At 64.9% G+C, this 26649-nt stretch carries 25 protein-coding genes and 1 tRNA gene; 11 read left to right on the top strand and 15 right to left on the bottom strand.

The window, feature by feature from the left end:
- Nucleotides 1-43: 43 nt before the first annotated feature.
- The 7 genes from thrS to JYK05_RS05075 form a co-directional block, all read right to left on the bottom strand.
- Complete coding sequence (gene thrS, locus JYK05_RS05105; RefSeq protein ID WP_206467992.1) at nucleotides 44-1951, bottom strand: threonine--tRNA ligase; 1908 nt, start codon at nucleotides 1949-1951, stop codon at nucleotides 44-46.
- A 302-nt stretch (nucleotides 1952-2253) separates the two neighbouring features.
- A tRNA-Val gene (locus tag JYK05_RS05100) sits at nucleotides 2254-2330 on the bottom strand.
- Between the two features lie 117 nt (nucleotides 2331-2447).
- Nucleotides 2448-4670 (bottom strand): bifunctional (p)ppGpp synthetase/guanosine-3',5'-bis(diphosphate) 3'-pyrophosphohydrolase, encoded by a 2223-nt coding sequence (locus JYK05_RS05095; protein WP_206467991.1) that lies wholly within the window; start codon nucleotides 4668-4670, stop codon nucleotides 2448-2450.
- 34 nt (nucleotides 4671-4704) lie between these two features.
- Nucleotides 4705-5058, bottom strand: a complete 354-nt coding sequence (locus JYK05_RS05090) for a RidA family protein (protein WP_206467990.1) — start codon at nucleotides 5056-5058, stop codon at nucleotides 4705-4707.
- 63 nt (nucleotides 5059-5121) lie between these two features.
- Nucleotides 5122-6042, bottom strand: a complete 921-nt coding sequence (locus JYK05_RS05085) for an alpha/beta fold hydrolase (RefSeq protein ID WP_206467989.1) — start codon at nucleotides 6040-6042, stop codon at nucleotides 5122-5124.
- Nucleotides 6043-6194: 152 nt separating this feature from the next.
- On the bottom strand, nucleotides 6195-6836 hold the full coding sequence (locus tag JYK05_RS05080) for a CoA transferase subunit B (RefSeq protein WP_206467988.1): 642 nt from the start codon (nucleotides 6834-6836) through the stop codon (nucleotides 6195-6197).
- A 2-nt stretch (nucleotides 6837-6838) separates the two neighbouring features.
- Nucleotides 6839-7543 carry a CoA transferase subunit A gene (locus JYK05_RS05075; RefSeq protein WP_206467987.1) on the bottom strand — a complete coding sequence of 235 codons (705 nt, stop codon included), beginning with the start codon at nucleotides 7541-7543 and terminating at the stop codon, nucleotides 6839-6841.
- Nucleotides 7544-7730: 187 nt separating this feature from the next.
- On the opposite strand from JYK05_RS05075, the gene JYK05_RS05070 reads away from it, so the two are divergent.
- On the top strand, nucleotides 7731-8276 hold the full coding sequence (locus JYK05_RS05070) for a LuxR C-terminal-related transcriptional regulator (RefSeq protein ID WP_175940071.1): 546 nt from the start codon (nucleotides 7731-7733) through the stop codon (nucleotides 8274-8276).
- 9 nt (nucleotides 8277-8285) lie between these two features.
- Here JYK05_RS05070 and JYK05_RS05065 read toward each other — a convergent pair whose 3' ends face one another.
- Together JYK05_RS05065 and JYK05_RS05060 are read right to left on the bottom strand one after the other, a co-directional pair.
- Complete coding sequence (locus tag JYK05_RS05065; RefSeq protein WP_206467986.1) at nucleotides 8286-8756, bottom strand: thioesterase family protein; 471 nt, start codon at nucleotides 8754-8756, stop codon at nucleotides 8286-8288.
- Between the two features lie 55 nt (nucleotides 8757-8811).
- On the bottom strand, nucleotides 8812-9585 hold the full coding sequence (locus JYK05_RS05060; protein WP_175940069.1) for an SDR family oxidoreductase: 774 nt from the start codon (nucleotides 9583-9585) through the stop codon (nucleotides 8812-8814).
- A gap of 213 nt (nucleotides 9586-9798) precedes the next feature.
- Between JYK05_RS05060 and JYK05_RS05055 the strand changes: the two genes are divergently transcribed.
- Nucleotides 9799-11472, top strand: a complete 1674-nt coding sequence (locus JYK05_RS05055) for an electron transfer flavoprotein-ubiquinone oxidoreductase (protein ID WP_206467985.1) — start codon at nucleotides 9799-9801, stop codon at nucleotides 11470-11472.
- A 42-nt stretch (nucleotides 11473-11514) separates the two neighbouring features.
- On the opposite strand, the gene aroC is transcribed toward JYK05_RS05055, so the two are convergent.
- The 3 genes from aroC to JYK05_RS05040 form a co-directional block, all read right to left on the bottom strand.
- Nucleotides 11515-12621 carry a chorismate synthase gene (gene aroC, locus JYK05_RS05050; RefSeq protein ID WP_206467984.1) on the bottom strand — a complete coding sequence of 369 codons (1107 nt, stop codon included), beginning with the start codon at nucleotides 12619-12621 and terminating at the stop codon, nucleotides 11515-11517.
- A gap of 77 nt (nucleotides 12622-12698) precedes the next feature.
- Nucleotides 12699-14651 (bottom strand): MFS transporter, encoded by a 1953-nt coding sequence (locus JYK05_RS05045; RefSeq protein ID WP_206467983.1) that lies wholly within the window; start codon nucleotides 14649-14651, stop codon nucleotides 12699-12701.
- Nucleotides 14652-14811: 160 nt separating this feature from the next.
- On the bottom strand, nucleotides 14812-15279 hold the full coding sequence (locus tag JYK05_RS05040; RefSeq protein ID WP_175940065.1) for a CBS domain-containing protein: 468 nt from the start codon (nucleotides 15277-15279) through the stop codon (nucleotides 14812-14814).
- A gap of 230 nt (nucleotides 15280-15509) precedes the next feature.
- Between JYK05_RS05040 and JYK05_RS05035 the strand changes: the two genes are divergently transcribed.
- The 3 genes from JYK05_RS05035 to JYK05_RS05025 all read left to right on the top strand — a co-directional run bounded on the left by JYK05_RS05035 (nucleotide 15510) and on the right by JYK05_RS05025 (nucleotide 18089).
- Nucleotides 15510-16844, top strand: coding sequence for an O-acetylhomoserine aminocarboxypropyltransferase (locus tag JYK05_RS05035; protein WP_206467982.1), 1335 nt, complete (start codon nucleotides 15510-15512; stop codon nucleotides 16842-16844).
- Complete coding sequence (locus JYK05_RS05030) at nucleotides 16841-17671, top strand: alpha/beta fold hydrolase (RefSeq protein WP_206467981.1); 831 nt, start codon at nucleotides 16841-16843, stop codon at nucleotides 17669-17671. Before JYK05_RS05035 ends, JYK05_RS05030 begins: the two co-directional genes overlap by 4 nt.
- Before the next feature lie 97 nt (nucleotides 17672-17768).
- On the top strand, nucleotides 17769-18089 hold the full coding sequence (locus JYK05_RS05025; RefSeq protein WP_206467980.1) for an Mpo1-like protein: 321 nt from the start codon (nucleotides 17769-17771) through the stop codon (nucleotides 18087-18089).
- A 6-nt stretch (nucleotides 18090-18095) separates the two neighbouring features.
- Here the strand turns inward: JYK05_RS05025 and JYK05_RS05020 are convergent, their stop codons facing one another.
- Nucleotides 18096-19403 carry a YihY family inner membrane protein gene (locus tag JYK05_RS05020; protein ID WP_241269850.1) on the bottom strand — a complete coding sequence of 436 codons (1308 nt, stop codon included), beginning with the start codon at nucleotides 19401-19403 and terminating at the stop codon, nucleotides 18096-18098.
- A gap of 116 nt (nucleotides 19404-19519) precedes the next feature.
- Here JYK05_RS05020 and wrbA point away from each other — a divergent pair, with 116 nt between their 5' ends.
- The 5 genes from wrbA to JYK05_RS04995 all read left to right on the top strand — a co-directional run bounded on the left by wrbA (nucleotide 19520) and on the right by JYK05_RS04995 (nucleotide 23681).
- Nucleotides 19520-20137, top strand: a complete 618-nt coding sequence (wrbA, locus tag JYK05_RS05015) for an NAD(P)H:quinone oxidoreductase (protein ID WP_175940060.1) — start codon at nucleotides 19520-19522, stop codon at nucleotides 20135-20137.
- A 7-nt stretch (nucleotides 20138-20144) separates the two neighbouring features.
- On the top strand, nucleotides 20145-20537 hold the full coding sequence (locus JYK05_RS05010; protein ID WP_206467978.1) for a DUF2069 domain-containing protein: 393 nt from the start codon (nucleotides 20145-20147) through the stop codon (nucleotides 20535-20537).
- A gap of 158 nt (nucleotides 20538-20695) precedes the next feature.
- The gene (locus JYK05_RS05005) at nucleotides 20696-22153 is read left to right on the top strand and encodes an FAD-binding oxidoreductase (RefSeq protein ID WP_206467977.1); all 1458 of its coding nucleotides are present in this window, start codon (nucleotides 20696-20698) and stop codon (nucleotides 22151-22153) included.
- Nucleotides 22150-22953, top strand: coding sequence for a metallophosphoesterase (locus JYK05_RS05000; protein WP_206467976.1), 804 nt, complete (start codon nucleotides 22150-22152; stop codon nucleotides 22951-22953). Before JYK05_RS05005 ends, JYK05_RS05000 begins: the two co-directional genes overlap by 4 nt.
- Nucleotides 22954-22973: 20 nt before the next feature.
- The gene (locus JYK05_RS04995; RefSeq protein WP_206467975.1) at nucleotides 22974-23681 is read left to right on the top strand and encodes an SOS response-associated peptidase; all 708 of its coding nucleotides are present in this window, start codon (nucleotides 22974-22976) and stop codon (nucleotides 23679-23681) included.
- Here JYK05_RS04995 and JYK05_RS04990 read toward each other — a convergent pair.
- Together JYK05_RS04990 and JYK05_RS04985 are read right to left on the bottom strand one after the other, a co-directional pair.
- Nucleotides 23678-23830, bottom strand: a complete 153-nt coding sequence (locus JYK05_RS04990) for a hypothetical protein (protein WP_206467974.1) — start codon at nucleotides 23828-23830, stop codon at nucleotides 23678-23680. The genes JYK05_RS04995 and JYK05_RS04990 overlap by 4 nt on opposite strands.
- A 155-nt stretch (nucleotides 23831-23985) precedes the next feature.
- The gene (locus JYK05_RS04985; RefSeq protein WP_175940054.1) at nucleotides 23986-24924 is read right to left on the bottom strand and encodes a LysR family transcriptional regulator; all 939 of its coding nucleotides are present in this window, start codon (nucleotides 24922-24924) and stop codon (nucleotides 23986-23988) included.
- Nucleotides 24925-25177: 253 nt separating this feature from the next.
- Here JYK05_RS04985 and JYK05_RS04980 point away from each other — a divergent pair, with 253 nt between their 5' ends.
- Nucleotides 25178-26647 (top strand): efflux transporter outer membrane subunit, encoded by a 1470-nt coding sequence (locus tag JYK05_RS04980; protein ID WP_206467973.1) that lies wholly within the window; start codon nucleotides 25178-25180, stop codon nucleotides 26645-26647.
- The last annotated feature ends 2 nt before the right edge of the window (nucleotides 26648-26649 follow it).

The following is a 26649-nucleotide window of genomic DNA, read 5'->3' as shown; positions in this document are numbered from 1 at the left end:
CGTTTCCTCTAAAAATGAAAAAACTAGCCGCGCTGCGAGTGACTTACTTGAACGCCCGCACTTCCTGCTGCAGACGTTCGAGGAATGCGTCGACCGGCATGACGCCCAGATCGACACCGCCACGAGCACGCACGGCCACGGTTTGCGCTTCACGCTCCTTGTCCCCGACAACCAGCAAATACGGGACCTTTTGCAGCGTGTGCTCGCGTATTTTATAGCTAATCTTCTCGTTGCGCAAATCGGCCTCAACTCTAAGCCCTTGTTTTTGCAACGATTGGACGAGCGATGCCGCGTATTCGGTCTGACTTTCGGCAATATTCAGCACGACTGCCTGCACAGGCGCGAGCCACGGCGGCATGGCACCGGCATGGTGCTCGATCAGGATGCCGAGGAAACGCTCCATCGAACCGACGATCGCGCGGTGAAGCATGACCGGGCGGCGACGGCTGTTGTCCTCCGCGACGTATTCCGCGCCGAGACGCTCCGGCAGCACCATGTCGAGCTGCAACGTGCCGCACTGCCAGGACCGGCCGAGCGCGTCCTTGATGTGATACTCGATCTTCGGGCCGTAGAACGCGCCCTCGCCCGCCAGCTCTTCCCACTTGAGACCACACGCGGTCAGCGCTTCCCGCAGACCCTGCTCCGCGCGGTCCCAAATCTCGTCGGTGCCCGCGCGCTGTTCCGGGCGCAGCGACAGCTTGATGTCGATGTGCTCGAAGCCGAAGTCCTTATACACGCTCATGGCGAGCGTGTTGAAGGCGATCGACTCGGCGATGAACTGGTCTTCGGTGCAGAAGATATGCGCGTCGTCCTGAACGAAGCCCCGCACACGCATGAGACCGTGCAGCGCGCCCGACGGCTCGTTGCGATGGCACGAGCCGAACTCGGCGTAACGCAGCGGCAGATCGCGGTACGAGCGCAGGCCGTGGTTGAAAACCTGCACGTGGCCCGGGCAGTTCATCGGCTTGATCGCATAGTCGCGCTTTTCCGATTCGGTCGTGAACATGTTTTCACGATAGTTCTGCCAGTGACCCGACGCTTCCCACAGCGAACGGTCCATGACCATCGGAGTCTTGATCTCCAGATAGCCGGCTTCGTTCACGCGACGGCGCATGTACTGCTCGACCTGTTGCCACAGCGACCAGCCCTTCGGATGCCAGAACACCATTCCGGGCGCCTCGTCCTGCAAGTGGAACAGGTCGAGTTGCTTGCCGAGCTTGCGATGGTCGCGCTTTTCCGCCTCCTCGAGCATGTGCAGGTACTGATCCTGATCTTCCTTCTTGGTCCAGGCGGTGCCGTAAATGCGCTGCAATTGCTCGTTCTTCGAATCGCCGCGCCAGTACGCGCCCGCGACCTTCATCAGCTTGAAGACCTTGAGCTTGCCGGTGGACGGCACGTGCGGACCGCGGCACAGATCGATGAAATTGCCGTGCGAGTAGAGCCGAATCTCGTCGGATTCGGGAATCGACGAGATGATTTCGGCCTTGTACTGCTCGCCGATGCTCTTGAAGTACTCGACCGCCTCATCGCGCGAGACGACGCGGCGCGACACCGGCTCGTCCTTCTTCGCGATTTCCTGCATGCGCTTCTCGATCTTCTCGAGGTCTTCGGGCGTGAAGGGACGGCTGTACGAGAAGTCGTAGTAAAAGCCGTTGTCGATGACCGGCCCGATGGTCACCTGCGCTTCAGGAAACAGGTCCTTCACCGCGTAGGCGAGCAAGTGCGCCGTGGAGTGGCGAACGACATCGACGCCTTCGGGGTCTTTGTCGGTGACGATGGCGAGCGAAGAATCGTGGTCGATCACGAAGGACGTATCGACGAGCTCGCCGTTCAGCTTGCCGGCGAGCGCCGCCTTGGCGAGGCCCGCGCCGATCGATGCCGCGACTTCCGCGACGGTCACCGGGTGGTCGTATTGGCGGACCGACCCATCAGGCAAACGTACCGAAACCATTTCGTTCTCCAGGACGCCGGCGCACGCCGAGCGAGTTCGAATAAGCACTGGCCCGCGGTGTCGAGAAACAGGAACCGACGGACAAAAAAAATGCGGCCCCGCTTTCGAGGGGCCGCATTCACTTTTCACACATACCGCGAAACAAAAAGGGCAGAAGGCGAAAGAGGTCCTCGACTAGCGTCGCTCCGAATATGTTTCGGTCAACGTTCGAAGTGCCATTTTTTTGTTCGCCTTTTGCGCCTTCGCGCTTCTTGCGGAGTGAAACTCCGTGAACCGATGATTCGCCGAAGTCTCGTTTTCGTTGGTAGGCTCGATTGGACTCGAACCAACGACCCCCACCATGTCAAGGTGGTGCTCTAACCAGCTGAGCTACGAGCCTGAAAGAAGTGAGATTATATGGAGCGTTTCGTATTTTGGCAAGTGTATCTGTACATGAATCGCGAAAATATTCGCCGATCCGTTCAACTTTCCGCGCGATCAGTCTAGGCGCGCCCCGCTAGGCGCGCCGCGACGCGCGGATAACGCCCGGAACCTCGCCGAGCAACGTGCATGCGCGCTGGATCTGCGCCGCGTTCGACACCTCGACCGTGAACTGCATGAACGCGATGTTCCGCCGGCTCTGGCTCTTGACGCCGATCACGTTCATCTTCTCCCGCGCGAACACTTCGGAGATATCGCGCAGCAGCCCCTGCCGGTCCGCCGACTCCACCGCGAGGTCCACCGGATAGACCGACGATCCACCTCCGTTCATCACTTCGGCGGACCACGTCGTATGCAGCACGCGCTCGGGCGAGCGATGCGCCATGCGCTGGAACGTCGCGCAGTCGGTGCGGTGAATCGACATGCCTTTGCCGCGCGTGACGAATCCTGCGATCGGATCGGGCGGCGCGGGACGGCAGCAGCGCGCAAGCTGCGTGAGCAACGCGTCGACACCGACGACCAGCACGCCCGTCGACGCGCCGTGCGCCACGCTCTGCCCGCTGCTGCGCTTTTCGAACTGCGCGGGCGCTTCCGGCTCCGGCTCGGGCGGCGGCGCGTCCGAGAGCGCCTGCTCGATGTTGCGAAGGCTGAACTCGTCCTTCGCGACGACCGCGTATAGCTCCTCGGGCGCCTTGAAGCCCAGCTTCGCCGCGAGCTGATCCAGATTGACCGACGTCTTGCCCTCGCGCTGCAACGTCTTTTCGACGATCGCGCGGCCCTGCGCGACGTTTTCGGCCGCGTCGATCGCGTTGAACCAGGCTCGCACTTTCTGCCGCGCGCGCGGGCTATGCAGATAGCCGAGTTGCGGATTGAGCCAGTCCCGCGACGGCCCGCCCTCCTTCACCGCGATGATCTCGACCGTCTGCCCATTCTGCAGCGGCGTGTTGAGCGGCACCATCGCGCCATCGACACGCGCGCCCCGGCAGCGATGCCCGAGCTCGCTGTGCAGGTGATACGCGAAGTCGACGGCCGTCGAACCGTGCGGCAGCGCGATCACGCGCGCCTGCGGGGTCAGCACGTAGATGTGGTCGTCGTCGAGCGTGGCGTCGCGCAGATGCTGCCAGCCGGGTCGATCGCCTTCCACGTCGTCTTTCCACGCAAGAAGCTGACGCAGCCAGGCAATCTTTTCGTCGTACTTCTCGCTTGCCATGACCTGGCCCGCGTAGCCGCGCGCCCCGGCCTCCTTGTAACGCCAGTGCGCGGCCACGCCGTACTCGGCGAACTGATGCATCTCGTGCGTGCGAATCTGGACTTCGAACGCGCGCCCGTCGTCGCCGACGACGACCGTATGCAGCGATTTGTAGCCGTTGGGCTTCGGCCGCGAGATGTAGTCGTCGAATTCGCGCGGCACCGGCTGCCAAAGGTTATGCACGATGCCGAGCACCGTGTAGCAATCCTTGATATCGCCGACGATCACGCGGAACGCGCGCACGTCGTTGAGTTCCGAGAAGTCGAGATGCTTGCCGCGCATCTTCTTCCAGATGCTGTAGATGTGCTTCGGCCGGCCGCTCACTTCGGCCTTGATGTGCGCGGTATCCAGTTCCTTTTGCAGCCGCGCGATTGCCTCGGTCACATACGATTCGCGCTCGATGCGCTTTTCGTCGAGCAGCTTGGCGATGCGCTTGTACGTCACCGGATCTTCGAAGCGGAACGACAGGTCTTCGAGTTCCCACTTCAGTTGCCAGATGCCGAGGCGGTTGGCGAGCGGCGCGTAGATGTCGAGCGTCTCGCGCGGCACCTCGGGCGGCGGCTCGGTCTTGTTCGCGGCGTGGTAGCGCAGCGTCTGCAGGCGCGAAGCGAGCCGGATCAGCACCACGCGAATATCCTGCGCGAACGCGAGCAGCATCTTGCGCAGCGATTCGACCTGCGCGCGGCGCGCCGCCTGCGCGTCGCGCGTGTTGTCGGGCAAAGCGGCGAGCGTCGCACGGGAACTGACCGAGCCGAGGCGCAAGAGCTTGCGCACGTCGCTCACGAGCCGCTGCACTTCCGGCCCGAAGCGTTCGGCGATCAAGGTCTCGGGATGGTCGAGATGCGGCGCGAGCGCGAACAACGCGGCGGCGGCGACCGCGTGCGGGTCGACGTTGAGCGTCTGCATGATGCGCGCGGTGCCCGCGGCGTGGTCCGCCAGCGATTCGCCCGTCGAGAGCCGCGCGTCCTTCGCGTGCTCGCGCACGAACGCGAGCGCGTCGTCGAACGACGGCTCGGGCAGCGTGTCAGCGGGGACGGTGCTCTCGGTCATACCGTAAAGCCACGACGATGTACTGCTGGCAGGATCAGCTACGCTGCGCAGCCACCACGACGACTTCGACGAGGCAAGCCGGGTTCGCGAGCTTCGCCTCGACGGTGGCGCGCGGCGGCGTGTGGCCCGGCGCGACCCACGCGTCCCACACGGCGTTCATGCCGGCGAAGTGCGCCATGTCCGAGATGAAGATTTGGACGGACAGCAGGTGCGACTTGTCGCTGTTCGCCTCTTCGAGCAGACGGTCGATGTGGCCCAGCACTTCGCGCGTCTGGCCGGTGATGTCCTGATCCGTGTCCTCCGCGATCTGGCCTGCGAGATACACGGTGCCATTGTGAATGGCGATCTCGGAGAGGCGTGCGCCGACGTGATGACGAGTAACTGCCATGTGCTTATCCAGTCCTGTAAAGGGTTCAAAATCGAGACAGAGCGTCACGCGCTCAGCCCGATATTATGCCCCGCGGGCCTCGTTTTCGAGAAAGAAGCGCCGCGCGACGGCGATCTGCTCGCTGTCGAGAAACGCGGGCGCATGGCCGGCGTTCGGCACTTCCACGCTCGATACCGCCTGCCCCTTCTCGACCATGTGCGCGACCGTCTCGCGCGACAGCAGGTCCGAGCTTTCGCCGCGCACGACGAGCACCGGCGTCGCGATCGACGCGAACGAATGCCACAAGAACGCTTCGCCTGCGGCATTCTGTTCGTCCGTGGCCTCGGAAAACGGCGCGGCGATGCCCGGGTCGTAGCGGAACGTCCACGCGCCGTCGCGCTCATGCAGAAGCGGCGCGTTGATGCTCGCCCACTCCTCGTCGGTAAGCGGCCCGAACGACGCCGCGAGCGCCGCCGCCTGCCGGATGCCTTCATCGAGCGATGCAAAACGCGCGGGCTTACCGAGGTAGCTGCGGATACGCTCGAGCGCCACCGGCTCGATATGCGGCCCGACATCGTTCAGGAGCAGCTTGCGGATCGGCGTATTCTTCAATCCGCCGAGCACCATGCCGATGAGCCCGCCCATCGACGTGCCGAACCAGTCGACCGTTTCCACATTGAGCCGCGCGATCAGCGTGACCATGTCGGCGACGTACTGCGCGAGACCGTAGTAACGCGAATCGGCGAGCCAGTCCGAGAGGCCGCGGCCGACCACGTCCGGACACACCACGCGATACTCGCTTGCGAACGCCTGCGCGACCTTGTCGAAGTCGCGGCCCGAACGCGTCAGCCCGTGCACGCACAGCAGCACGCGCGGATTGGCCGGATCGCCCCACTCGGTGTAAGCCATGCGATGCAGCCCCGCCGGACTCGCGCACTGCACGAAACGCTGGCGCGGTGCGGTGAGCGTGGAATGCGAAGCTTCGACGACGATGGATGCGCTCATGGAGATTCCTCGTGGAAGATGTCCGATCGATTCTAAAGCGTCCGGCGCACGGCCGAGCAGTTAGCCGAACGGACGATGCCTTGCGCGCCCCAAAAGCAAAGCGGGCGAAGCCTTCCGCCCCGCCCGCTTCCGAACCGCGTTCTCTTGCGAACTTACTGCACGCCGCTGACGTCGAGCGGCGCGCCGGTCTTGCGCTGAATCTCTTCGACGGTCACGCCGTCGGCGAGTTCGACGAGCTTGAGGCCGTTATCGGTCACGTCGATGACGCCGAGATCCGTGATGATGCGATTCACGACGCCCACGCCCGTCAGCGGCAGCGTGCATTCTTCGAGAATCTTGTGCTGGTCGCCCTTCGCGACGTGTTCCATCAGCACGACGACGCGCTTCACGCCCGCGACGAGGTCCATCGCGCCGCCCATGCCCTTGATCATCTTGCCGGGGATCATCCAGTTGGCGAGATCGCCCTTCTTGCTGATCTGCATCGCGCCGAGAATGGCGAGGTTGATGTGGCCGCCGCGAATCATCGCGAACGAATCCGCCGACGAAAAGATCGACGAACCGGGCAGCGTCGTCACCGTCTGCTTGCCCGCGTTGATGAGATCGGCGTCGACTTCTTCCTCGGTCGGCGACGGCCCGATGCCGAGCAGCCCGTTTTCCGATTGCAGCCACACTTCGACGCCCGGCGGCACATGGTTCGCGACGAGCGTCGGCAAGCCGATGCCCAGGTTCACATAGAAGCCGTCCTGCAATTCCTTCGCCGCACGCGCGGCCATCTGGTCACGAGTCCAAGCCATGGTCATTCTCCTTTCGCGCGGACGATGCGTTGTTCGATGCGCTTTTCCGGATGCGCATTCAGGACGAGCCGTTGCACGAAGATGCCCGGCGTGTGGATCGCGTCCGGATCGAGTTCGCCGACTTCCACGATCTCTTCCACTTCCGCGACCGTGATCTTGCCGGCCATCGCGCACATCGGATTGAAATTGCGCGCGGTGCGGCGATAGATCAGATTGCCCGACTTGTCGGCTTTCCACGCCTTGACGAGCCCGACGTCCGCCGTCAGCGAATGCTCCAGCACGTAGTGGTTCTCGCCGAACTGACGCGTTTCCTTACCTTCCGCGATGATCGTGCCGTAGCCCGTGTTCGTGAAGAACGCCGGAATGCCCGCGCCGCCCGCGCGCAGCTTTTCGGCGAGCGTGCCCTGCGGCGTGAATTCGAGTTCGAGTTCGCCGGCCAGATATTGCCGCTCGAATTCCTTGTTCTCGCCCACGTACGACGAAATCATCTTCTTGATCTGGCGCGTCTCCAGCAACAGGCCGAGACCGAAGCCGTCGACGCCCGCGTTGTTGCTGATGCACGTGATGCCCTTCACGCCCGAATCGCGCAGCGCGGCGATCAGCGCCTCCGGAATGCCGCACAAGCCGAATCCGCCGACGGCGAACGTCTGCCCGTCCTTGACGATGTCATCGAGCGCCGCTTTCGCGCTGGGATAGACCTTGTTCATCTGTTTGTCCCTTCCATGTTGAACCCGACTAAAGAACCGGTTTTAGCACCGCCAGACAGCGCGCGGCGGCGTTTTCATCTGGCCGAAAGGGTACGCTGCGCGATCCATCCTGCACAATACGCAAAAATACATAAGTCATTGCCCGCGCCCGTCGTTGCTTGCGACGCGGCCGGGCGCCGGAATCGACATGCGTGAACTGGACTATCAAACCGCGTTTCATCTCGCGCCCGTCGGGCTCGTGTTGTCGCGAGAGCGCACCATCGAGGACTGCAACGAGGAGGTCTGCGCGATTTTCGGCGCGACGCGCGAGACGCTCATCGGCTGCTCGTTCGAGGTGCTCTATCCGACGCCGGACGAATTCGCGCGCATCGGGGAGCGCATCGCGGCGCATATCAGCGGCCGCGGCACGTACAGCGACGACCGCATCATGAAACGCGCAAACGGCGAACTCTTCTGGTGCCACGTGACCGGCCGCGCGCTCGACCGCGCCGCGCCGCATGCGGCGGGCGTCTGGACGTTCGAGGACCTGAGCGCGACGCGGCGCGTCGCCATCGAACTGACGCCGCGCGAACGGGAGATCGCCGCGCAACTCGTCACGGGCAAGACGAGCAAGCAGATCGGCCGCGTGCTCGATATCAGCCCGCGCACGGTGGATATCTACCGTGCGCGGCTCATGCGCAAATACGACACCGGCAACGCAACGGAGCTTCTGCAGCGGCTGCTCGGCAACTGAGCCGCGCGATCAGGATGCGACGGGCGCGGCCGTTTCAATCATCTGACGCAGCAGGTCGGGAATCGGCACCGACTTGCTTGCCGCGTAGTCCACCCACACGACCTTCGCCGCGCCCCGCGCGTAGAGCGTGCCGGGCGCGTCGGCGCGATAGAGCTCGAAGCGCGTATCGAAACTGCTGCGTCCCGGCTTGCCGACCGACATCCGCGCGATGACGTCGCCGGGATAGTGGAGCTGCTTCAGGAACTCCATCGACGCATTCACGATGACGGGCCCCTGGCCCTCGCCGTTGCCGCCCGCCGCGCCGATCTGCTCGAACCACGAGATGCGGACCTGCTCCATGTAGCGGAAGTAGACCGTGTTGTTGACGTGCCCGAAGGCGTCCATGTCGCCCCAGCGGATGGGCATGGACATTTCGAAGACCGTGTGAAATTCGGGGTCTGCGTTCAAAGGCGCGTTCTTGGGCGTATCGGTGTTGCTCATTCAACCTTCCAGTGTCTGAAAACAGCGCACCGCGCGGCCTTTTCCCGCGCGATGCTCATAGTGAAAAACCGTCGTCCGCCGAAATGACCGAACCGTTCATGAACTGCGATTCGTCGGCCGCGAGCAGCAGCAACAGGCCGTCGAGGTCTTCGGGCGCGCCGACGCGCCGGCGCGGCAGCATCGACACGAGCTTCTGGCCCTGCTCGGTCTTCCAGTGGTGGTGATTGATCTCGGTGTCGATATAACCCGGGCAGATCGCGTTCACGTTGATGCCGTGGCGGCCCCATTCCATGGCCATCGCCTTGGTCATCTGCACGACGGCGGCCTTGCTCATGGAGTACAGGCCGATTTGCGGAAACACGCGCAGCCCCGCCACGGAGGCGATGTTGATGATGCGATAAGCGGGCTTGGCCGCGCCGTTGCCGCGCATGATCATGCGCTTGGCCACTTCCTGCGCGACGAAGAACGCGCCGCGCACGTTCGTGCCGAAGACGAACTCGAAGTCCGCCGGCGTCACGTCGGTCAGCTTCTGCGTGGTGGAGACGCCCGAGTTGTTGACGAGAATGTCGATGGTACCGGCTTCCGTCTCCGCGTGCGCGACCGCCGCCTTGACGCTCAGGTAGTCCGTCACGTCGAGCGAAACGACGTGCGCCGCGCCGCCGGACGCCTCGATTTCGGCGCGCAGCTCCTTCAGCCGCTCGACGCGGCGGCTCGCGAGCACCACTTTCGCGCCCGCCTGCGAGAGCACCTGCGCAAAACGCTTCCCGAGCCCACTGGACGCGCCGGTAATCAGCGCGACCTTGCCTTCCAGGTTGATCGAACGGCCCATTGTGCTTCCTTCTTGTACGGTTGATTCAGCCTTGCGGGGGACGCGGGCAGCGCGAGGCGCGCGGTCGCGCCACTTGGCGTAGACACCGATACCACGGTATCACGAAAAATAGTACGATCGTGCAGATCAAGACACCTTCGGTTGCAGCCCGCCTGACGTTCGCTGACAATACGCGATCTTGGAAGGCCATTCTAACGGTAGAGAGGAACATTGATGACCCCGGCGAGCCTCATCGAGCAATACGGTCCCCGCGAATCGATGGAATACGACGTGGTGATCGTCGGCGGCGGCCCAGCGGGTTTGTCGGCAGCGATTCGCCTGAAACAACTGGCGGCGGAAAAAGGCGTCGAAATCGGCGTCTGCGTGCTGGAGAAAGGCTCGGAGGTCGGCGCGCACATTCTCTCGGGCGCGGTGATGGACCCGCGCGGCCTCACGGAACTCATCCCCGACTGGAAGGAAAAAGGCGCGCCGCTCGACGTGGATGTGACCGAAGACCGGTTCCTGTTTCTATCGCCGACCGGCGCAAAGCAGGTGCCGAACTGGCTGCTTCCCGACAACTTCAAGAATCACGGCAACTACGTCGTGAGCCTCGGCAACGTCACGCGCTGGCTCGGGCAGCAGGCCGAAGCGCTCGGCGTCGAAATTTTCCCCGGCTTTCCGGCAGCGGAAGTGCTCTATGCCGACGACGGCTCGGTGCGCGGCGTCGTCACCGGCAACATGGGCGTCGGCAAGGACGGCCAACCGACCGACAACTTCCAGCTCGGCATGGAACTGCACGCGAAGTACACGCTCTTCTGCGAGGGCGCGCGCGGGCATCTCGGGCGCCAGCTTATCGACAAGTTCAAGCTCAATCAGAATGCCGACCCGCAGGTGTACGGCATCGGCATCAAAGAATTGTGGGAGATCGATCCGGTCAAGCACAAGCCGGGACTCGTAATTCACACGGCCGGCTGGCCGCTGGAACCGGACACGTACGGCGGGTCGTTCCTGTATCACATGGACAATAACCAGGTCGTGGTCGGCTTCGTCGTCGGGCTCGGGTATTCGAATCCGTACCTGTCGCCGTTCGAGGAATTCCAGCGTTACAAGACGCATCCGTCAATCCGCGGGTTTCTCGAAGGCGGCAAGCGCCTGTCCTACGGCGCGCGGGCCATTACGGCGGGCGGTCTGATGTCGCTGCCGAAGCTCACGTTCCCGGGCGGCGCGCTCGCTGGCGACGACGCCGGCTTCCTGAACGCGTCGCGCATCAAGGGCAGCCACGCGGCAATCAAGACCGGCAAGATGGCCGCCGAAGCCGCGTTCGACGCCGTGCAGGCCGGACGTCAGGCCGACGAACTAACCGCGTATCCGGAAGCCTTCGAGAACTCCTGGCTCAAGACCGAGCTCTACCGGGCGCGCAACTTCAAGCAGTGGATGAGCAAGGGCCTGTACCTCGGCTCGTTCATGGTCGGGCTGGAGCAGAAGGTGATGGGCGGCAACGTGCCGTGGACGCTGCATCATCAGCATTGGGATCATGAGATGCTGAAGCCGGCGTCGCAGTGCAAGCCGATCGTGTATCCGAAGCCCGACGGCAAGCTCACGTTCGATCGCCTCTCGTCCGTGTTCATCTCGAACACGAATCACGAAGAGAATCAGCCGGCGCATCTGACGCTGAAAGACCCGAGCGTGCCGGTCAACGTAAATCTGCGGACGTATGCCGGTCCCGAAGGCCGCTACTGCCCCGCAGCGGTCTACGAATTCGTGAAATCGGAAGACGGTAGCGATCGCCTGCAGATCAACGCGCAGAACTGCGTTCACTGCAAGACGTGCGATATCAAGGACCCGACGCAGAATATCGTCTGGGTGACGCCGGAGGGCGGCGGCGGGCCGAACTATCCGAACATGTGACGAGAGCGCCGGTTTCCACGACCGGCGTTTTTTTCTGCGGCGTTACTTGCCCGGTACGTGGGCGGGAATCTTCGGCGTCGCAACGGTCACATCGCCGCATTGCGCGCGGTGCCGCAGCGCGTGGTCCATCAGCACCAGCGCGAGCAGCGCCTCCGCGATAGGCGTCGCGCGGATGCCGACGCATGGATCGTGGCGCCCGAACGTCTCGACGGTAGCCGGCGCGCCCGCCTTGTCGACGGACTGACGCGGCGTGCGGATGCTCGACGTCGGCTTGATCGCGATGGACACGGTGATGTCCTGCCCGCTCGAAATGCCGCCCAGAATGCCGCCCGCATGATTGGTAGCGAAGCCTTCGGGCGTCATCTCGTCGCCGTGCTGCGAGCCGCGTTGCGCGACGCTCGCGAATCCCGCGCCGATCTCCACGCCCTTCACCGCATTGATGCCCATCATCGCGTGGGCGATGTCGGCATCCAGCCGGTCGTACAGCGGGTCACCAAGACCGACCGGCACGCCGCTCGCCACCACTTCGATGCGCGCGCCGACCGAATCGCCATCGCGGCGCAGAGCGTCCATGTACGCTTCGAGCTGCGGCACGACATCCGCGTTGGGCGCGAAAAACGGATTTTCGCGCACGTGCTTCCAGTCGACGAACGGAACCGGAATCTCTCCGAGCGCGCTCATGTATCCGCGCGTCTCGATGCCGAACTTCTCGCGCAGCCACTTTTTCGCGACCGCGCCCGCCGCGACTGTCGGCGCAGTCAGGCGCGCGGACGAGCGCCCGCCGCCGCGATAGTCGCGCACGCCGTACTTTTGCCAGTAAGTGTAGTCGGCATGACCCGGACGGAACGTTTCCGCAATGTTGCCGTAGTCCTTGCTGCGCTGATCCGTGTTGCGGATCAAGAGCGCGATGGGCGTGCCGGTGGTGACGCCTTCGAAGACGCCCGACAGAATTTCGACCTGATCGGCTTCCTGCCGCTGCGTCACGTGGCGCGACGTGCCCGGACGGCGCCGGTCCAGTTCCACCTGAATGTCGGCTTCCGTGAGCGCCATGCCCGGCGGGCAGCCGTCGATCACGCAGCCGATCGCCGGTCCATGCGATTCGCCAAAATTCGTGACGGTGAAGAGCGTGCCAAGGGTGTTGCCGGACATGAGTCGACCTGAGAGAAGTGTCGGGGGAGACCGCTATTATGCCAGCGCCGTCTGGCGTCTACCGCTATCGTCCACCGCTACCGCCGCGCGCCGCGCAGCGCCGTCACGCGGTCCTGCAAGTGCTGCGGCGTCGCGTCTTCCGGGGCGATCGGCTCGCCCACCGCCAGCGTCAGGCGCGTCATCACGCCCCGCCGAATGGGACGCGGCCACTGCGCGTTCTGATCGCGCGAGAAGACGCTGCCCCACAGTCCGCGCAGCGCCATCGGCACGACGGGCGCCGGATGCCGCCGCAAAATCTCCGAGATACCGTGCCTGAACGGGTTCATTTCCCCGGTCCGCGTGAGTTTCCCCTCGGGGAAGATGCAGATCAGATCGCCGTCTTCGAGCGCGCGTGCGCATGTCTGATACGCGCGTTCGAGCAGTTCCGCGTTTTCGTGCGCGGGCGCAATCGAAATCGCCTTCACATGACGGAACAGCCAGCCGACGAATGGCGTGCGGAAGATGCGATGATCCATCACGAAGCGGATGGGGCGCGGACTCTCGGCCATGATGACCACCGCATCCACGAAACTCACGTGATTGCACACGAGCACCGCCGCGCCGTGCGACGGAATGCGCGCGGCGTCGACCAGGCGAATGCGATAGAACGTGTGCACGAGCATCCACGCGATGAATCGCAGCAGGAACTCGGGCACGAGCGAGTAGATATACACGGCGACGAGCACGTTCAGCAGCGCCGTCACGAGAAAGAGACCGGGAATGCCGACGCCCACCGACGTGAGCGCAAGCGCCATGAGCGCCGAGACGATCATGAAGAACGAATTGAGAATGTTGTTGGCGGCGATGATGCGCGCGCGGTGCGTCGGCTGGCTGCGCGCCTGAATGAGCGCGTAGAGCGGCACGCTGTAAAAGCCGCCGAACATCGCGAGGAGAAACAGGTCCGCGAGAATGCGCCAGTGCCGCAGCACGAGCAGAAATTCGCTGACGTTCAGCAGATGCGCAGCGGGCGCGATGCGGTGACTCGCGAAGAACAGGTCGATCGCAAACACGCTGATGCCGATGGACCCGAGCGGCACCAGCCCTATTTCGACGCGGTGTTTCGAGAGCCGCTCGCACAGCAGCGACCCGGTGCCGATGCCGAGCGAAAACGTCGCGAGCAGGATGGTCACGACATCCGGATTCGCGGACAGCACGTCTTTCGCGAAATTGAAGAAGGACGTGAGAAACGTCGCGCCGACGAACCACAGCCACGAAATGCCGAGCAGACTGAGAAACACGGTTCGGTCCGACCGGGCGAGGTTCAGATTGCGCCACGTCTCGGACACCGGATTCCAGTTGATGCGCACGTCGCGCTGAGACGCCTCCGACTTCGGCACGAAGCCCGACACGACGCGCCCGACAATCGCCAACGCGAGGCACGCCGCCGCGAGCAACAGCGCGCCGTGCTCGGCCGCGCCCGCCGCCGCCCCGCCGATGATCGTGCCGATGAGAATGGCGACGAACGTGCCCATTTCCACGAGGCCGTTGCCGCCGACGAGTTCCGTGCCTTTCAGATGCTGAGGCAGATAAGCGTACTTCACGGGACCGAAGACGGTCGAATGCACGCCCATCAGGAAGGTGCAGACGTACAGCAGCGGCGCGCTGTGCAGCAGGAATCCCGCGCCGCCGATCAGCATCACGACGATCTCGAAGCTCTTCACGAGGCGCGCGAGCACGGCCTTGTCGTACTTGTCGGCGATCTGTCCGGAAGTCGCCGAAAACAGCACGAACGGCACGATGAAGATGGCGGAAATCAGAAACGCCGCGGTCTTGGGATCCACGCCGGAGAAGCGCGCCGCCTGAAAAGTCACCAGCGACGTGAAGCCGACCTTGAAGACGTTGTCGTTCATCGCGCCGAGGAACTGCGTCCAGAAGAACGGTGCGAAGCGGCGCTCGCGCAGCAGACGGAACTGGCTCTCGCCTGCTGCGGGCGACTTGCGGGAAGCACGCGGGCTTGCGTCGTTTTCTGCGCCCAACGGATTGTCACTCATGGGTGTATCGGTCAGATTGTGTCTTTGTGTGCTCAAACGCCGGGCGAAAAAAAACGCGCCCTTCGGCGCGCTGCGATGTTCCGGCTCGACTTCTGTATGGCGATTTCGGTCACTTCAGGCAGCCGCGCGACGACGACGCGCGCGGCATGTTGCCCTGACTTCAGCGAACGTTCTGCTGCTCCTGCTGGCCCTGCTCTTCCGGCCAGTCGCGGATATACGCCTTCAACATGCGATTCTCGAAACCCTGCTCCTCGACCACGGCCTTCGCCACGTCGTAGAACGAGATGACGCCCATCAGCGCGCGATTTTCCATGACCGGCAGATAGCGCACGTGATGCTCCAGCATCATGCGGCGGATTTCGTTCACGTCGGTTTCCGGCGTACAGGTGAGCGGATGGTCGTCCATGACCTTGCGGATGGTCGTGGTGCCGACGCCGCCGCCGTTCTCGCGCAGCGTCAGGATGATTTCGCGGAAAGTCAGCATGCCGACCAGATCGCCGTATTCCATGACGACGAGCGAGCCGATGTCGTGCGCCGCCATGACGTTGATCGCGTCGGAGAGCGGCGTATCGGGCGTAACGGTGAATAGCGCGTTGCCCTTCACCTTCAGAATGTCGCTGACTCGCATGACTTTCTCCTTGCGAAATGCCCGTTCAGATGCCGAAGCGTTTGTGAAACCATGGGTCGATGCTATCGGAAAGGCCCGCAAAAGGAAAGCGAACGGCGCCCGCGTTAGCCTTTCGGATAAGGCTTCGCGGCCCGGCGGCAGGCGTTCGCCCTAGGTTTGCGCGCGCCGCCGCGATGATAGGATGGCCGACCGACATTTTCGCCGGACGCACGCCGCGCCGGCCGCCGACGATGCCCGCCAACCGCTTCGATACGCTCGCGCTGCACGCGGGCGCCGCGCCCGATCCCGCCACCGGCGCCCGCGCGACGCCGATCTATCAGACCACGTCGTTCTCGTTTCGCGACACCGACCACGCCGCCGCGCTCTTCAACATGGAACGCTCGGGGCACGTCTATTCGCGCATCTCGAATCCGACGGTCGCGGTTTTCGAGGAGCGCGTTGCGGCGCTGGAGAACGGCGTCGGCGCCATCGGCACCGCGAGCGGCCAGGCGGCGTTGCATCTGGCGATCGCCACGCTGATGGGCGCGGGCTCGCATATCGTCGCGTCCGCCGCGCTGTACGGCGGCTCGCACAATCTGCTGCATTACACGCTGCGGCGCTTCGGTATCGAGACCACGTTCGTGCCGCCGCACGATCTCGACGCGTGGCGCGCCGCCGCCCGGCCGAACACGCGCCTGTTCTTCGGCGAGACGCTCGGCAATCCGGGGCTGGACGTGCTCGATATCGCAGGCGTCGCGGAGATCGCGCACGCGCACGGCGCGCCGCTGCTCGTCGATTCGACCTTCACGACGCCCTACCTGCTGCGCCCGTTCGAGCACGGGGCGGATCTCGTCTATCACTCCGCGACGAAGTTTCTCGGCGGCCACGGCACCACCATCGGCGGCGTACTGGTGGATGGCGGCACCTTCGACTTCGCCGCCAGCGACCGCTTCCCCGAATTCACCGAGCCTTACGAAGGCTTTCACGGCATGGTCTTCGCCGAGGAAAGCACGGTCGCGCCGTTCCTGCTGCGCGCCCGGCGCGAGGGCCTGCGCGACTTCGGCGCGTGTCTGCATCCGCAGGCCGCGTGGCAACTGCTTCAAGGCATCGAAACCTTGCCGTTGCGCATGGACCGGCATGTCGCGAATACGCGCAAGGTGATCGAATTCCTGCTGAGTTCGCCCGCGGTCGAAGGCGTGGCCTATCCCGAACTGCCGACGCATCGCGACCATGCCCTTGCCAGGCGTCTGCTGCCGCGCGGCGCGGGCGCCGTCTTCAGCTTCGATGTGCGCGGCGGCGTGCCGGCAGCGCGCGCGTTCATCGAATCGCTGTCGCTCTTCTCGCATCTGGCGAACGTCGGCGACGCGCGCTCGCTCGTCATTCATCCCGCCTCCACGACGCATTTCCGCATGGACGCCGCCGCGCTCGTCGCCGCGGGCATCGGGCCGGGACGGATTCGCCTTTCGATCGGGCTGGAAGATCCGGACGATCTGATCGACGATCTGAAGCGCGGGCTGAAGGCGGCGCAAAAGGCCGCCGATAGTGGCGATCAGGCGAACGCGACGCCGCTCGGGAGCCGCGCATGATGCTCGATCTCGACGGCCGCCGCGCCTACGCCTACACCGGCGGCAAGCCTTTCGACGCGGCGCGCCCCGCCGTCGTCTTCATTCACGGCGCGCAGCACGACCATAGCGTGTGGGCGCTGCAGACGCGCTACTTCGCGCATCACGGCTTCGGCGTGCTGGCGCTCGATCTGCCCGGCCACGGCCGCAGCGACGGTCCGGCGCGACACGACATCGCCGGGCTCGCGGACTGGGTCATCGGCGTGCTCGACGCCGCTCGTGTGCGCCGGGCCGTGCTCGTCGGCCACAGCATGGGCTCGCTGATCGCGCTCGACGCCGCCGCGCGCTATTCCGACCGCGCCGCCGGCCTCGCGCTGATTGCAACCGCCGCGCCGATGACTGTCTCCGACGCCTTGCTCGACGCCGCCCGCGAGCGCGAGCCGCAGGCGATCGGCATGGTGAATCAGTGGTCGCATTCGACGATTGCAGCGAAACCGTCCAGTCCCGCGCCCGGCTTCTGGCTGCAAGGCATGAATCAGCGGTTGATGGAGCGCGTGAGCGCATTGGGCGAGGCGCAGCTTTTCCATACGGACTTCAGCGCCTGCAACGGTTATACGGAGGCGCTCGACCGCGCCGCGTCCGTGCGCTGTCCCGTGAGCGTGCTCTACGGCAAGCGCGATGTGATGACGCCGCCGCGCGCCGCCCGCGCCCTCGTCGATGCGTTGCGCAAAAGAGGCGCGCGCGTGCGCACGGTCGAACTGGACGGCGGCCACGCGCTGATGTCGGAACAGCCGGACGCCGTTCTGGATGCGCTATTCGCGTTCGCGCTGGATTGTGCCGAAGGCCAGTGAGGCGCGGCTTGCGCGCTCGGGGCCGCCGGTCGCAGAATGAATCTTGCTGATGAATCGGATACCCGCTCGGTAGCGGCTCGTCGACACGGAGGCCATCATGGCGCACACGGCACACGGGGAGCACTTCGCGAGCTTCGCCGAGTTCTATCCGTATTACCTCGAAGAGCACCGCAACCTGATCTCGCGCAGGCTGCATTTCATCGGCTCGCTGGGCGTGATCGGGTGCCTGGCGATGGCGCTCGCCACCGGCGACTGGCTCTGGCTTCCGGCCGCCGTCGCCTGCGGTTACGGCTTCGCGTGGATCGGTCACTTCTTCTTCGAGAAGAACCGCCCGGCCACCTTTCGCCATCCGCTCTACAGCCTGATGGGCGACTGGGTCATGTTCAAGGACATCTGCATCGGTCGAATTTCGCTTTGAGCCGCGTTATGCCGTTTGTTGCGGCATCGGCGAACGCGGCGTCTCGCGCACCGGCGCATTCGGCAGTTCCTTCGCGCGCGCCGCGATCAGCGAGCCCAGCGTCGCTTCGAGTTTCTCGTTCTCCAGCGCGTTGATGAGCGCATCGCGCTCGATCTGCGTCGCATCCAGACGCAACTGGTAGTCCAGTTCTTCACGGTCGACGACGAATTCCTGAAACAGCATGGTGAGCGTGATCTGGTTCGGATTCGCGATCATCACGTAGCGCGGCATGCGCGCGTCCTCCAGTCTGCCGATCCAGCCGAGCGTGTCGAGACGCGCGATGATGCGCGTGGACGTATCGAGATCGCTGCGCACCATCTTCGACAATTCGAGCGCGGTATAGCCGGGCTTGCCCTCCTCGCGGGCCTCGACGAGCCGGGCGAGAATCTCGAGCGCGTCCAGCAGATCACTGCCCGGAAACGCGCGCCGGTGATACTGCCCGATGCGGATAGCGGGTAGCGCCGAGGTCAGCATCGCGCCGACGAGCGCGATCATCCAGCAGAGATACACCCACAGCAGAAACACGGGCAGCGACGCGAACGCGCCATACACGGCGGTATAAGTCGGGATGCTGCGGACGTACAGCCCGAAGCCGCGCTTGCCGATTTCGAACGCGACCGCGGCGATCAGCCCGCCCACGACCGCATCGCGCCACTCGACCTTGCAATTCGGCATGTAGACGTAGGTGATCGTGAAGCCGAATACCGTGAGCGGCAATGAGACGCCGGTGAGCAGCCATTCGACGACGGGCGGCATCAGATTATGCGAGCCCGCGTACGCGACCGAATGCGCGAACACGTAGGACGAAATCGACAGGCTGCAGCCGAAGAGAATCGGGCCGAGCGTGATGATCGACCAGTAGACCAGCACGCGCTGCGCGAGCGGGCGCGCCTTCTTCACGCGCCAGATGACGTTGAATGCCGATTCGACGGTCATCATGGTCATCACGGACGTGACCAGCAGGATGATCATCCCGACGGTCGTGAGCCCTTTGGCCTTCGACGCGAATTCGTTCAGGTATCCGAGGATCTGGCTGTTGATCTGCGCGGGCATCAGGTGATCCGCGAGGAAATCCTGCAACGAAGCCTGAAACGACCCGAAGATCGGGAACGCCGTAAACAAAGCGAAAGCGACAGTGGCGAGCGGCACGAGCGACAGCACGCTCGTAAACGTAAGACTGCCTGCCACTTGCGCGACGCGATCCTCGCCGATGCGCCGCGCGACGAAACCGGCGAGGCGCTTCACTGCTGCGAGATCGATTGAAAGACGCTGCAAACGTTTTCTCCTATGCATCGAAACGGGTCGCCTTGCCTCGCGAAGCCAGCAGCCTGACCGCCTCGCCCACGCCCGCCGACCCAATCCCTATAATAGCCGTTCACCAAAAAGCTCATATGAACGACATCCTCGTGCTTTACTACAGCCGCCACGGCGCGACGCGCGAGCTTGCGCTCGCGATCGCGCAGGGCGTCGACAGCGTTCCCGGCATGCAAGCCCGCGTGCGTACGGTGCCGCCGGTTTCCACCGTCTGCGAGGCGACGCAACCCGACATTCCGGCAGACGGCCCGCCGTACGCGGAGTTGCGCGACCTCGAAGAATGCGCGGGCCTTGCGCTCGGCTCGCCGACGCGCTTCGGCAACATGGCCGCGCCGCTCAAATACTTCCTCGACGGCACCACGCCGCAATGGCTCTCCGGCGCGCTCGCTGGCAAGCCCGCGAGCGTCTTCACATCGACCGGCAGCCTCCACGGCGGCCAGGAAACCACGCTGCTTTCGATGATGCTGCCGCTCTTGCACCACGGCATGATGATCGTCGGCATTCCGTACACCGAGTCCCGGCTGACGACGACGCAAACCGGCGGCACGCCGTACGGCGCATCGCATCACGCGCGCACCGGCGACGAGGCCGGCCGGCAAGGCATCTCCGCCGACGAGAAAGCGCTCGCCGTCGCGCTCGGCGCGCGTCTTGCCCGCACGGCGCGCGACCTCGTGCGCGGCGCGCAGGCGAACTGAGCCGGCCATGCGCGCGCCTTCCGTCGACGAAACCCGAAACCACGGCGCGTTCGCGCTCGGCGCCACCGCGAGCCTCGCCGCGCTCATCGCGCTCACGCTGCTCTGGGAGTTGTGGCTCGCCCCGCTGCGCCCCGGCGCGTGGGTGCTCGCGTTGAAGGCGCTGCCGCTCGCGTGCGCGCTGCCGGGCGTCGCGAAACGCAACGTCTACACGATGCAATGGTCGTGCATGCTCGTGCTGCTGTATCTCGCCGAAGGCATCGTGCGCGGCATGAGCGAAGCAGGCTTGTCGGCGCGGCTCGCGTGGCTCGAAGCGCTGCTTGCGCTCGCATTCTTCGTCTGCGCGATCGCCTATGTCGCGCCCTTCAAGCGCGCCGCGCGTGCGAGGAAACGCCACGGATGACCGCTGTCGTGCCGCTTCGTGCTTGCGCTGAGAAGCTTTGTAGCACGAAATACGGCCGAAAGCGCATCCGTCGCGCGTGCCTATGCCATTCGGCCGATGCTTCGCGGATCGCCCGCCTGCGCGATACTGTCGCTTAATCTCAGCACTTCCCTTCGCCCATGACCGCTTCTGCCGCAACTTTCATCGACGCCTGCGTTCAACTGCTCGGCGCGTCGCACGTCCTAACCGATGACCACGACACGGAGCCGTATCGCGTGGACTGGCGCAAGCGCTATCGCGGCAACGCCTGCGCCGTGCTGCTGCCCGCCGGCACCGAACAGGTCGCCGGCATCGTGCGGCTCGCGCGTGAGCATCGCGTGGCGATCGTGCCGCAAGGCGGCAACACGGGACTCGCGGGCGGCGCGACGCCGGACGCGAGCGGCGAGCAAGCCATCATCAGCCTGAAGCGGCTGAACCGCATTCGCGGCGTGGACCCGCATAACAATACGATCACCGTGGAAGCGGGCGTCGTGCTCGCCGAGATTCAGGCGCGCGCCGAGAGCGCGCAGCGTCTCTTCCCGTTGAGTCTCGCGGCCGAAGGCAGTTGCACGATCGGCGGCAATCTCTCGACGAACGCGGGCGGCACCGGCGTGCTGCGCTACGGCAACACGCGCGAGCTGTGCCTCGGTCTGGAAGTGGTGACGCCGCAAGGCGAAATCTGGGACGGCCTGCGCGGACTGCGCAAGGACAACACCGGCTACGATCTGCGCGATCTCTTCATCGGCGCGGAAGGCACGCTCGGCATCATCACGGCGGCCGTGATGAAGCTGCATCCCGCGCCGGTCGCCAAGGTCACGGCGCTAGCCGGGCTGGCGTCGCCGCATGCCGCGCTCGACTTTCTCGCGATGGCGCAGCAGCACGCCGGCCCGCTCTTGACCGGCTTCGAACTGATGTCCGACTTCTCGATGCGCCTCGTCGGACGCCACTTCCCGCAACTGCGCTACCCGTTCGGCGAGCCGCACGGGCAGACCGTGCTCCTGGAGTTGTCCGATAGCGAAAGCGACGAACACGCCCGCGCGCTCTTCGAACGCCTGATGGAGCAAGCCATCGAAGAAGGCATCGTCGAAGACGCGGTGGTGGCCGAGAACCTCGCGCAGTCGCAGGCGTTCTGGGACTTGCGCGAGCACATTCCGCTCGCGCAGGCGCAGGAAGGGCTCAACATCAAGCACGACATCGCCGTGCCCATTTCGAGCATCGGCCGCTTCATCGACGAAACGGATGCGATCATCGCGAAAGCCGTGCCGGGCGCGCGCATGGTCACGTTCGGGCATCTGGGCGACGGCAACCTGCACTACAACGTTCAGGCGCCGGAAGGCGTCGATCAGAAGGCGTTTCTCGTCGAGTTTCAGACGCCGATCAACGCGCTCGTGTATGAGCAGGTGCACAAGCATCGTGGAAGCGTCAGCGCGGAGCACGGGCTCGGGCAACTGAAGGTCGACGAAGCCATGCGCCTGAAATCGCCGGTCGAAGTGCGGCTGATGCAAACCATCAAGGCCGCGCTCGACCCCGAGAATCTGATGAACCCCGGCAAGGTCGTGCGCTGGAATGCCGAAGCCGGCAAGGAGAAGACCGCATGAAGATTCGTGTGCTGTCGGACCTGCATCTGGAATGCGACGAGCCGCTCGCCATTCCCTATGCTGACGCCGATCTCGTCGTGCTCGCGGGCGACATTCACAACCACGCGGAAGGCTTGCGCTGGGCAGCGGAGAACTTCGACAGCGGCGTGCCCATCGTCTATGTGCCCGGCAATCACGAGTATTACGACGGCGAATTCGGCGCGATGGAAGCCGCGATGCACGACGCCGCGCGCAGCGTCGACAACGTGCACTATCTGAACAACGCCGCGCTCGTCGACCGCAAAGGCGCCTGGCGCGTGCTCGGCACGACGCTCTGGACCGACTTCGCCTTGTTCGGATCGGCCGCGGACGAAATCGAGAAAGCCAAGGAAGCGTGCGCGAAGGTGATGCTGGACTATCGCGGATTGATTCAGCTCGCCTGGCCCGAACCGGACGGCGAGCCGCGCGCCTTCACGCCGGACGATTCGCTCGCGCTGCACGTGCAGGCGCGCGCGTGGCTCGAAAGCGAGCTGGCGAAGCCGTTCGCGGGGCAGACCATCGTGGTCACGCACCACGCGCCGCTGCGCGAAAGCCTCGCGCCGCGTTATGCAGAGGATATCGTGTCGGCGGGCTTCATCAATCACTTGCCGGCACTCGCCCGCGAGCCGGCCGCGCTCTGGATTCACGGCCACACGCATACGGCGTTCGACTACACCGTGAACGGCACGCGCGTCGTGTGCAATCCGCGCGGCTACTTCGACAGGCGCACGCAGCGCTGGGAGAACCCGGAATTCGCCTGGGACAAGGTCGTCGAAATCTGACGCCGAAGTGGAGGAACGCCATGTGCGGCCGAATCAGCCAGTACCGACTGCCGATGCACTATGCCGAGCGCCTGCATCTGAAGAACCCGTTCGTACTCGTGGATGCCGCCGACCGCCGCCCCGGCTATAACCTGTCGCCCGGCACGCATCCGCTCGCGGTCTATCCCGATGAGACCATCCGCGCGGTGCATTGGGGCTACTGCCCGCCGTGGGCCCGAGAAAAGAAGCTGCCGCAGACGATCAACGCGCGCGTCGAGACGGCATCGACGAGCGCGTATTTCCGCGACTTGTGGCGCAACGCGCGCATCCTCGTGCCGGCGGACGGCTGGTTCGAATGGCGCGTGGAACCCCGCCCGGGCGATCGCGCGGGCAAGCCGTTCAAGCAGCCGTATTACATTCGCCGCGCGGACGGCGAGCCGATGTTTCTCGCGGCGCTCACGAGCATCGTGGGCGATGAAGACGCCGCGACGCCGGGCGCGGGCTTCGTGATCGTGACGTCGAAGGCAGACGAAGGCCTCGTCGATGTGCACGACCGCCGTCCGCTCGTCTTCTCGCCCTCGGCAGGCCGGCGCTGGCTGGACGCGACGGCCACGCCCGCCGATCTCCACGCGCTCGTGAAAAGCGATGGCGTGCCGGCCGCGCACTTCGTCTGGCATCGCGTGACGAGCGACGTCAATCGCACGGTCAACGACGAACCGCGCCTCATCGAGCCCTTAGAAGCCGCTTAGCGACGATAGCGGTCACGCTCGTCGTCGATCCGCACCGGCACGAGGCGCCGCTTGGCCTCACGCTCGGACTGGGCGCGCATTGCCTGAAAGAGATCGCGCGAGGCAGGCACGGCGACCAACACCAGCAGCGCGGCAAGGGCGAACAACAAAGGCGTACTCATTCGACGTTTTCCCGAAGAAGTTGCGTTGAGGGGAGTCCAGACCAGTCCAGACGAGTTCAGACGTTACCAAGCTGCGGACGAACCGGGAGTAAGCAAGTGTTGCACCGCGCTTTATTCGGTAACCAAAGACTCGGACGCGCGCATCAGGTCGCGACGAACTCTTTGAGCGACTCCTCGTCGGCCGCGAGCGTCGCCGGCAGCGCCTCGCGCAAGAACTCGACCCATGTGCGGATTTTCGCGTCCAGATACTGGCGCGATGGATACAGCGCGTAGACCCGCAACTCCTGCATCGTGTATTGCGGCAGCACGCGCACGAGCGTCCCTGCGCGCAGCGCGGGCAGCGCGGAGGACGTCGGCAGCACGCCGATTCCCATGTTCTCCCGAATCGCGACGACCATCGCTTCAGCGACATTCACCGTGAACGTGGACGGCCCGAGCGTCACGGTTTCCTGCCCGTTCGGTCCGTCGAAGACCCATCGGCCGGGCGGAAACACCGGCGTGATCAGATGCAGACAGGTGTGGTGCGCCAGATCGGCCAAGGTGTGCGGCGCGCCGTGCTTCTCGATATACGCCGGCGACGCGCACGCGATGCTGAACACCGTGCCGAGCCGCGCCGAAACGAGGCCCGAGTCCGGCAGTTCGGAGGCGAGCACGAGCGACACGTCGTAGCCTTCGTCGAGCAGGTCCGGCATGCGCTGCGCGAGCGTCAGATCGACCTGCACTGACGGATGCCGCTCCTGATAGCGCGAGATCATCGGCACGACGTAATGCTGGCCGAAGCTCGTCATCGAATGCACTTTCAGACGGCCGGCCGGACGCGCGTGGGCGTCGCTCGCCTCGGCTTCGGCCTGATCGACATACGCCAGAATCTGCTCGCAGCGTTGCAGGTAACGCTCGCCCGCTTCGGTCAACGCAATGCGGCGCGTCGTGCGATTCAGAAGGCGCGTGCGCAGATGCGCTTCCAGATCCGACACGGCCCGCGACGCGTACGCGGTCGTCGTATTCAGATGTTGCGCGGCGGCGGTGAAGCTGCCCGCCTCGACCACGCGCACGAATACGCGCATGTTTTGGAGCGTGTCCATATCGTTCTTCGACCCTGAACTGTCCTGTCGTCTCGTCAGACTCGAGCGACTGCCCTCGCATTGTTGCATGCGCTAGAAGTCCGCATTCTCTCACGATCTGCAAGAATTCTTTGCGTGAGCGCCGGTTATTCGGGGATCGTTGCAAAAATATAATCACCGCTTGGTCGATTTTTTTACGATTGAGGAGCGGAACGTGCAAGGCCGGGGGTTCAGACGCGCAAGCTGCGCGGCGCTGCTAACAACAATACTCACGATGGCCGGCTGCGCAAGCACGGGCCACATCGCGCCGCAGGACTCGCTGAAAGACGCTTCGACGCTCGATGCCGGCCACGCAATCGAAGCGGCCACGCGCGCCGCCGATGCCGACGCCGCCTGGCCCGACGCCCAATGGTGGCGCGCCTACCGCGACCCGCAACTCGACGCATGGATCGCCCGCGCGACGGCCGGCAATCCGACACTGGCGATGGCTGCGGCGCGCGTGCGCGAGGCGCGCGAACAGGCGGGCGTCGCGCGCTCGGCGTTGTATCCGCATGTGGACGGCAACATGAGCGTCACGCGCAAAAAATGGCCGGACAACGCGTTCTACGGGCCCGGGCCCTTCGCGGACGCGACGACCTGGGACAACACGGCCGGTCTGACTCTCTCCTACGATCTCGACCTATGGGGCCGCGACGAGCACGCCGCCGAGCGCGCGCTCGATGTCGCTCACGTGCGGGCCGCCGATGCGCGGGCCGCGCAACTGGAACTCGAAACGAACGTCGTGCGCGCCTACGTCGGCTTCTCGCAGTCTTTCGCGCTGCTCGACATCGCGCAGCAAACGTACGACCAGCAGTCGCGCATTGCCGAACTGGCGCGGCGGCGGCTGAAAGGCGGGCTCGGCACGCAGCTCGAAGTGAGTCAGGCCGAAGCGCCGCTGCCCGAGTACGAACGGCAGATCGATCTGTACAAGGAAGCGATCCAGCTCGCCCGGCATCAACTGGCCGCGCTGGCGGGCGAAGGTCCCGGCGCGGGCGAAGCGCTCACGCGCCCGGCGCTGTCGCTCGCGACGCCGTTGCCGCTGCCCTCGTCGTTGCCCGCGGAACTCGTCGGGCATCGGCCGGATATCGTCGCGGCGCGCTGGATGGTCGCGGCACAGGCGCGCGGCATCGACGTCGCGAAGGCGCAGTTCTACCCGAACATCAATCTGGCGGCGTCGCTCACGCAGATGTTCGCGGGCGGCGCGCTGCTCAGCTTCCTGACGAGTCAGGCGACCGGCTACGCGTTCGGCCCGGCGCTCTCGCTGCCGATCTTCGAAGGCGGACGGCTGCGCGCGCAACTCGGCGCGGCGTCGGCGCAATACGACCAGGCGGTCGATCACTACAACGCGACGCTCGTCGCGGCGCTCAAGGACATCGCCGATCAGGTCGTGCGCGTGCAATCGCTCGACACGCAGCTCGAAACCTCGGGCCGCTCGGTCGCCGCCGCGCGCAAAAACTACGACCTCGCCAACGAAGGCTACAGGCGCGGCCTGACCGATTACGTCAACGTGCTGATCGCGCAGTCGCAACTGCTGCGCGCAGAGGACGGCGAAGCGCGCGTGCGGGCGCAACGGCTTGTTGCCTACGCGACGCTCACGGCCGCGCTCGGCGGCGGCATCGACGATCCCGCGAACGGACCGGACGCGGCGAAGCTCGCGCCGTCGAAGCATATCGGGCCGCTCGCTCGCATTGCCGGCGAGAAGTAGAG

The organism is Caballeronia sp. M1242, from assembly GCF_017220215.1.
In the GTDB taxonomy this organism is placed as follows: domain Bacteria; phylum Pseudomonadota; class Gammaproteobacteria; order Burkholderiales; family Burkholderiaceae; genus Caballeronia.
Note: the sequence above shows the minus strand (reverse complement) of the source record. Positions and strands in the feature narration are given on the sequence as shown.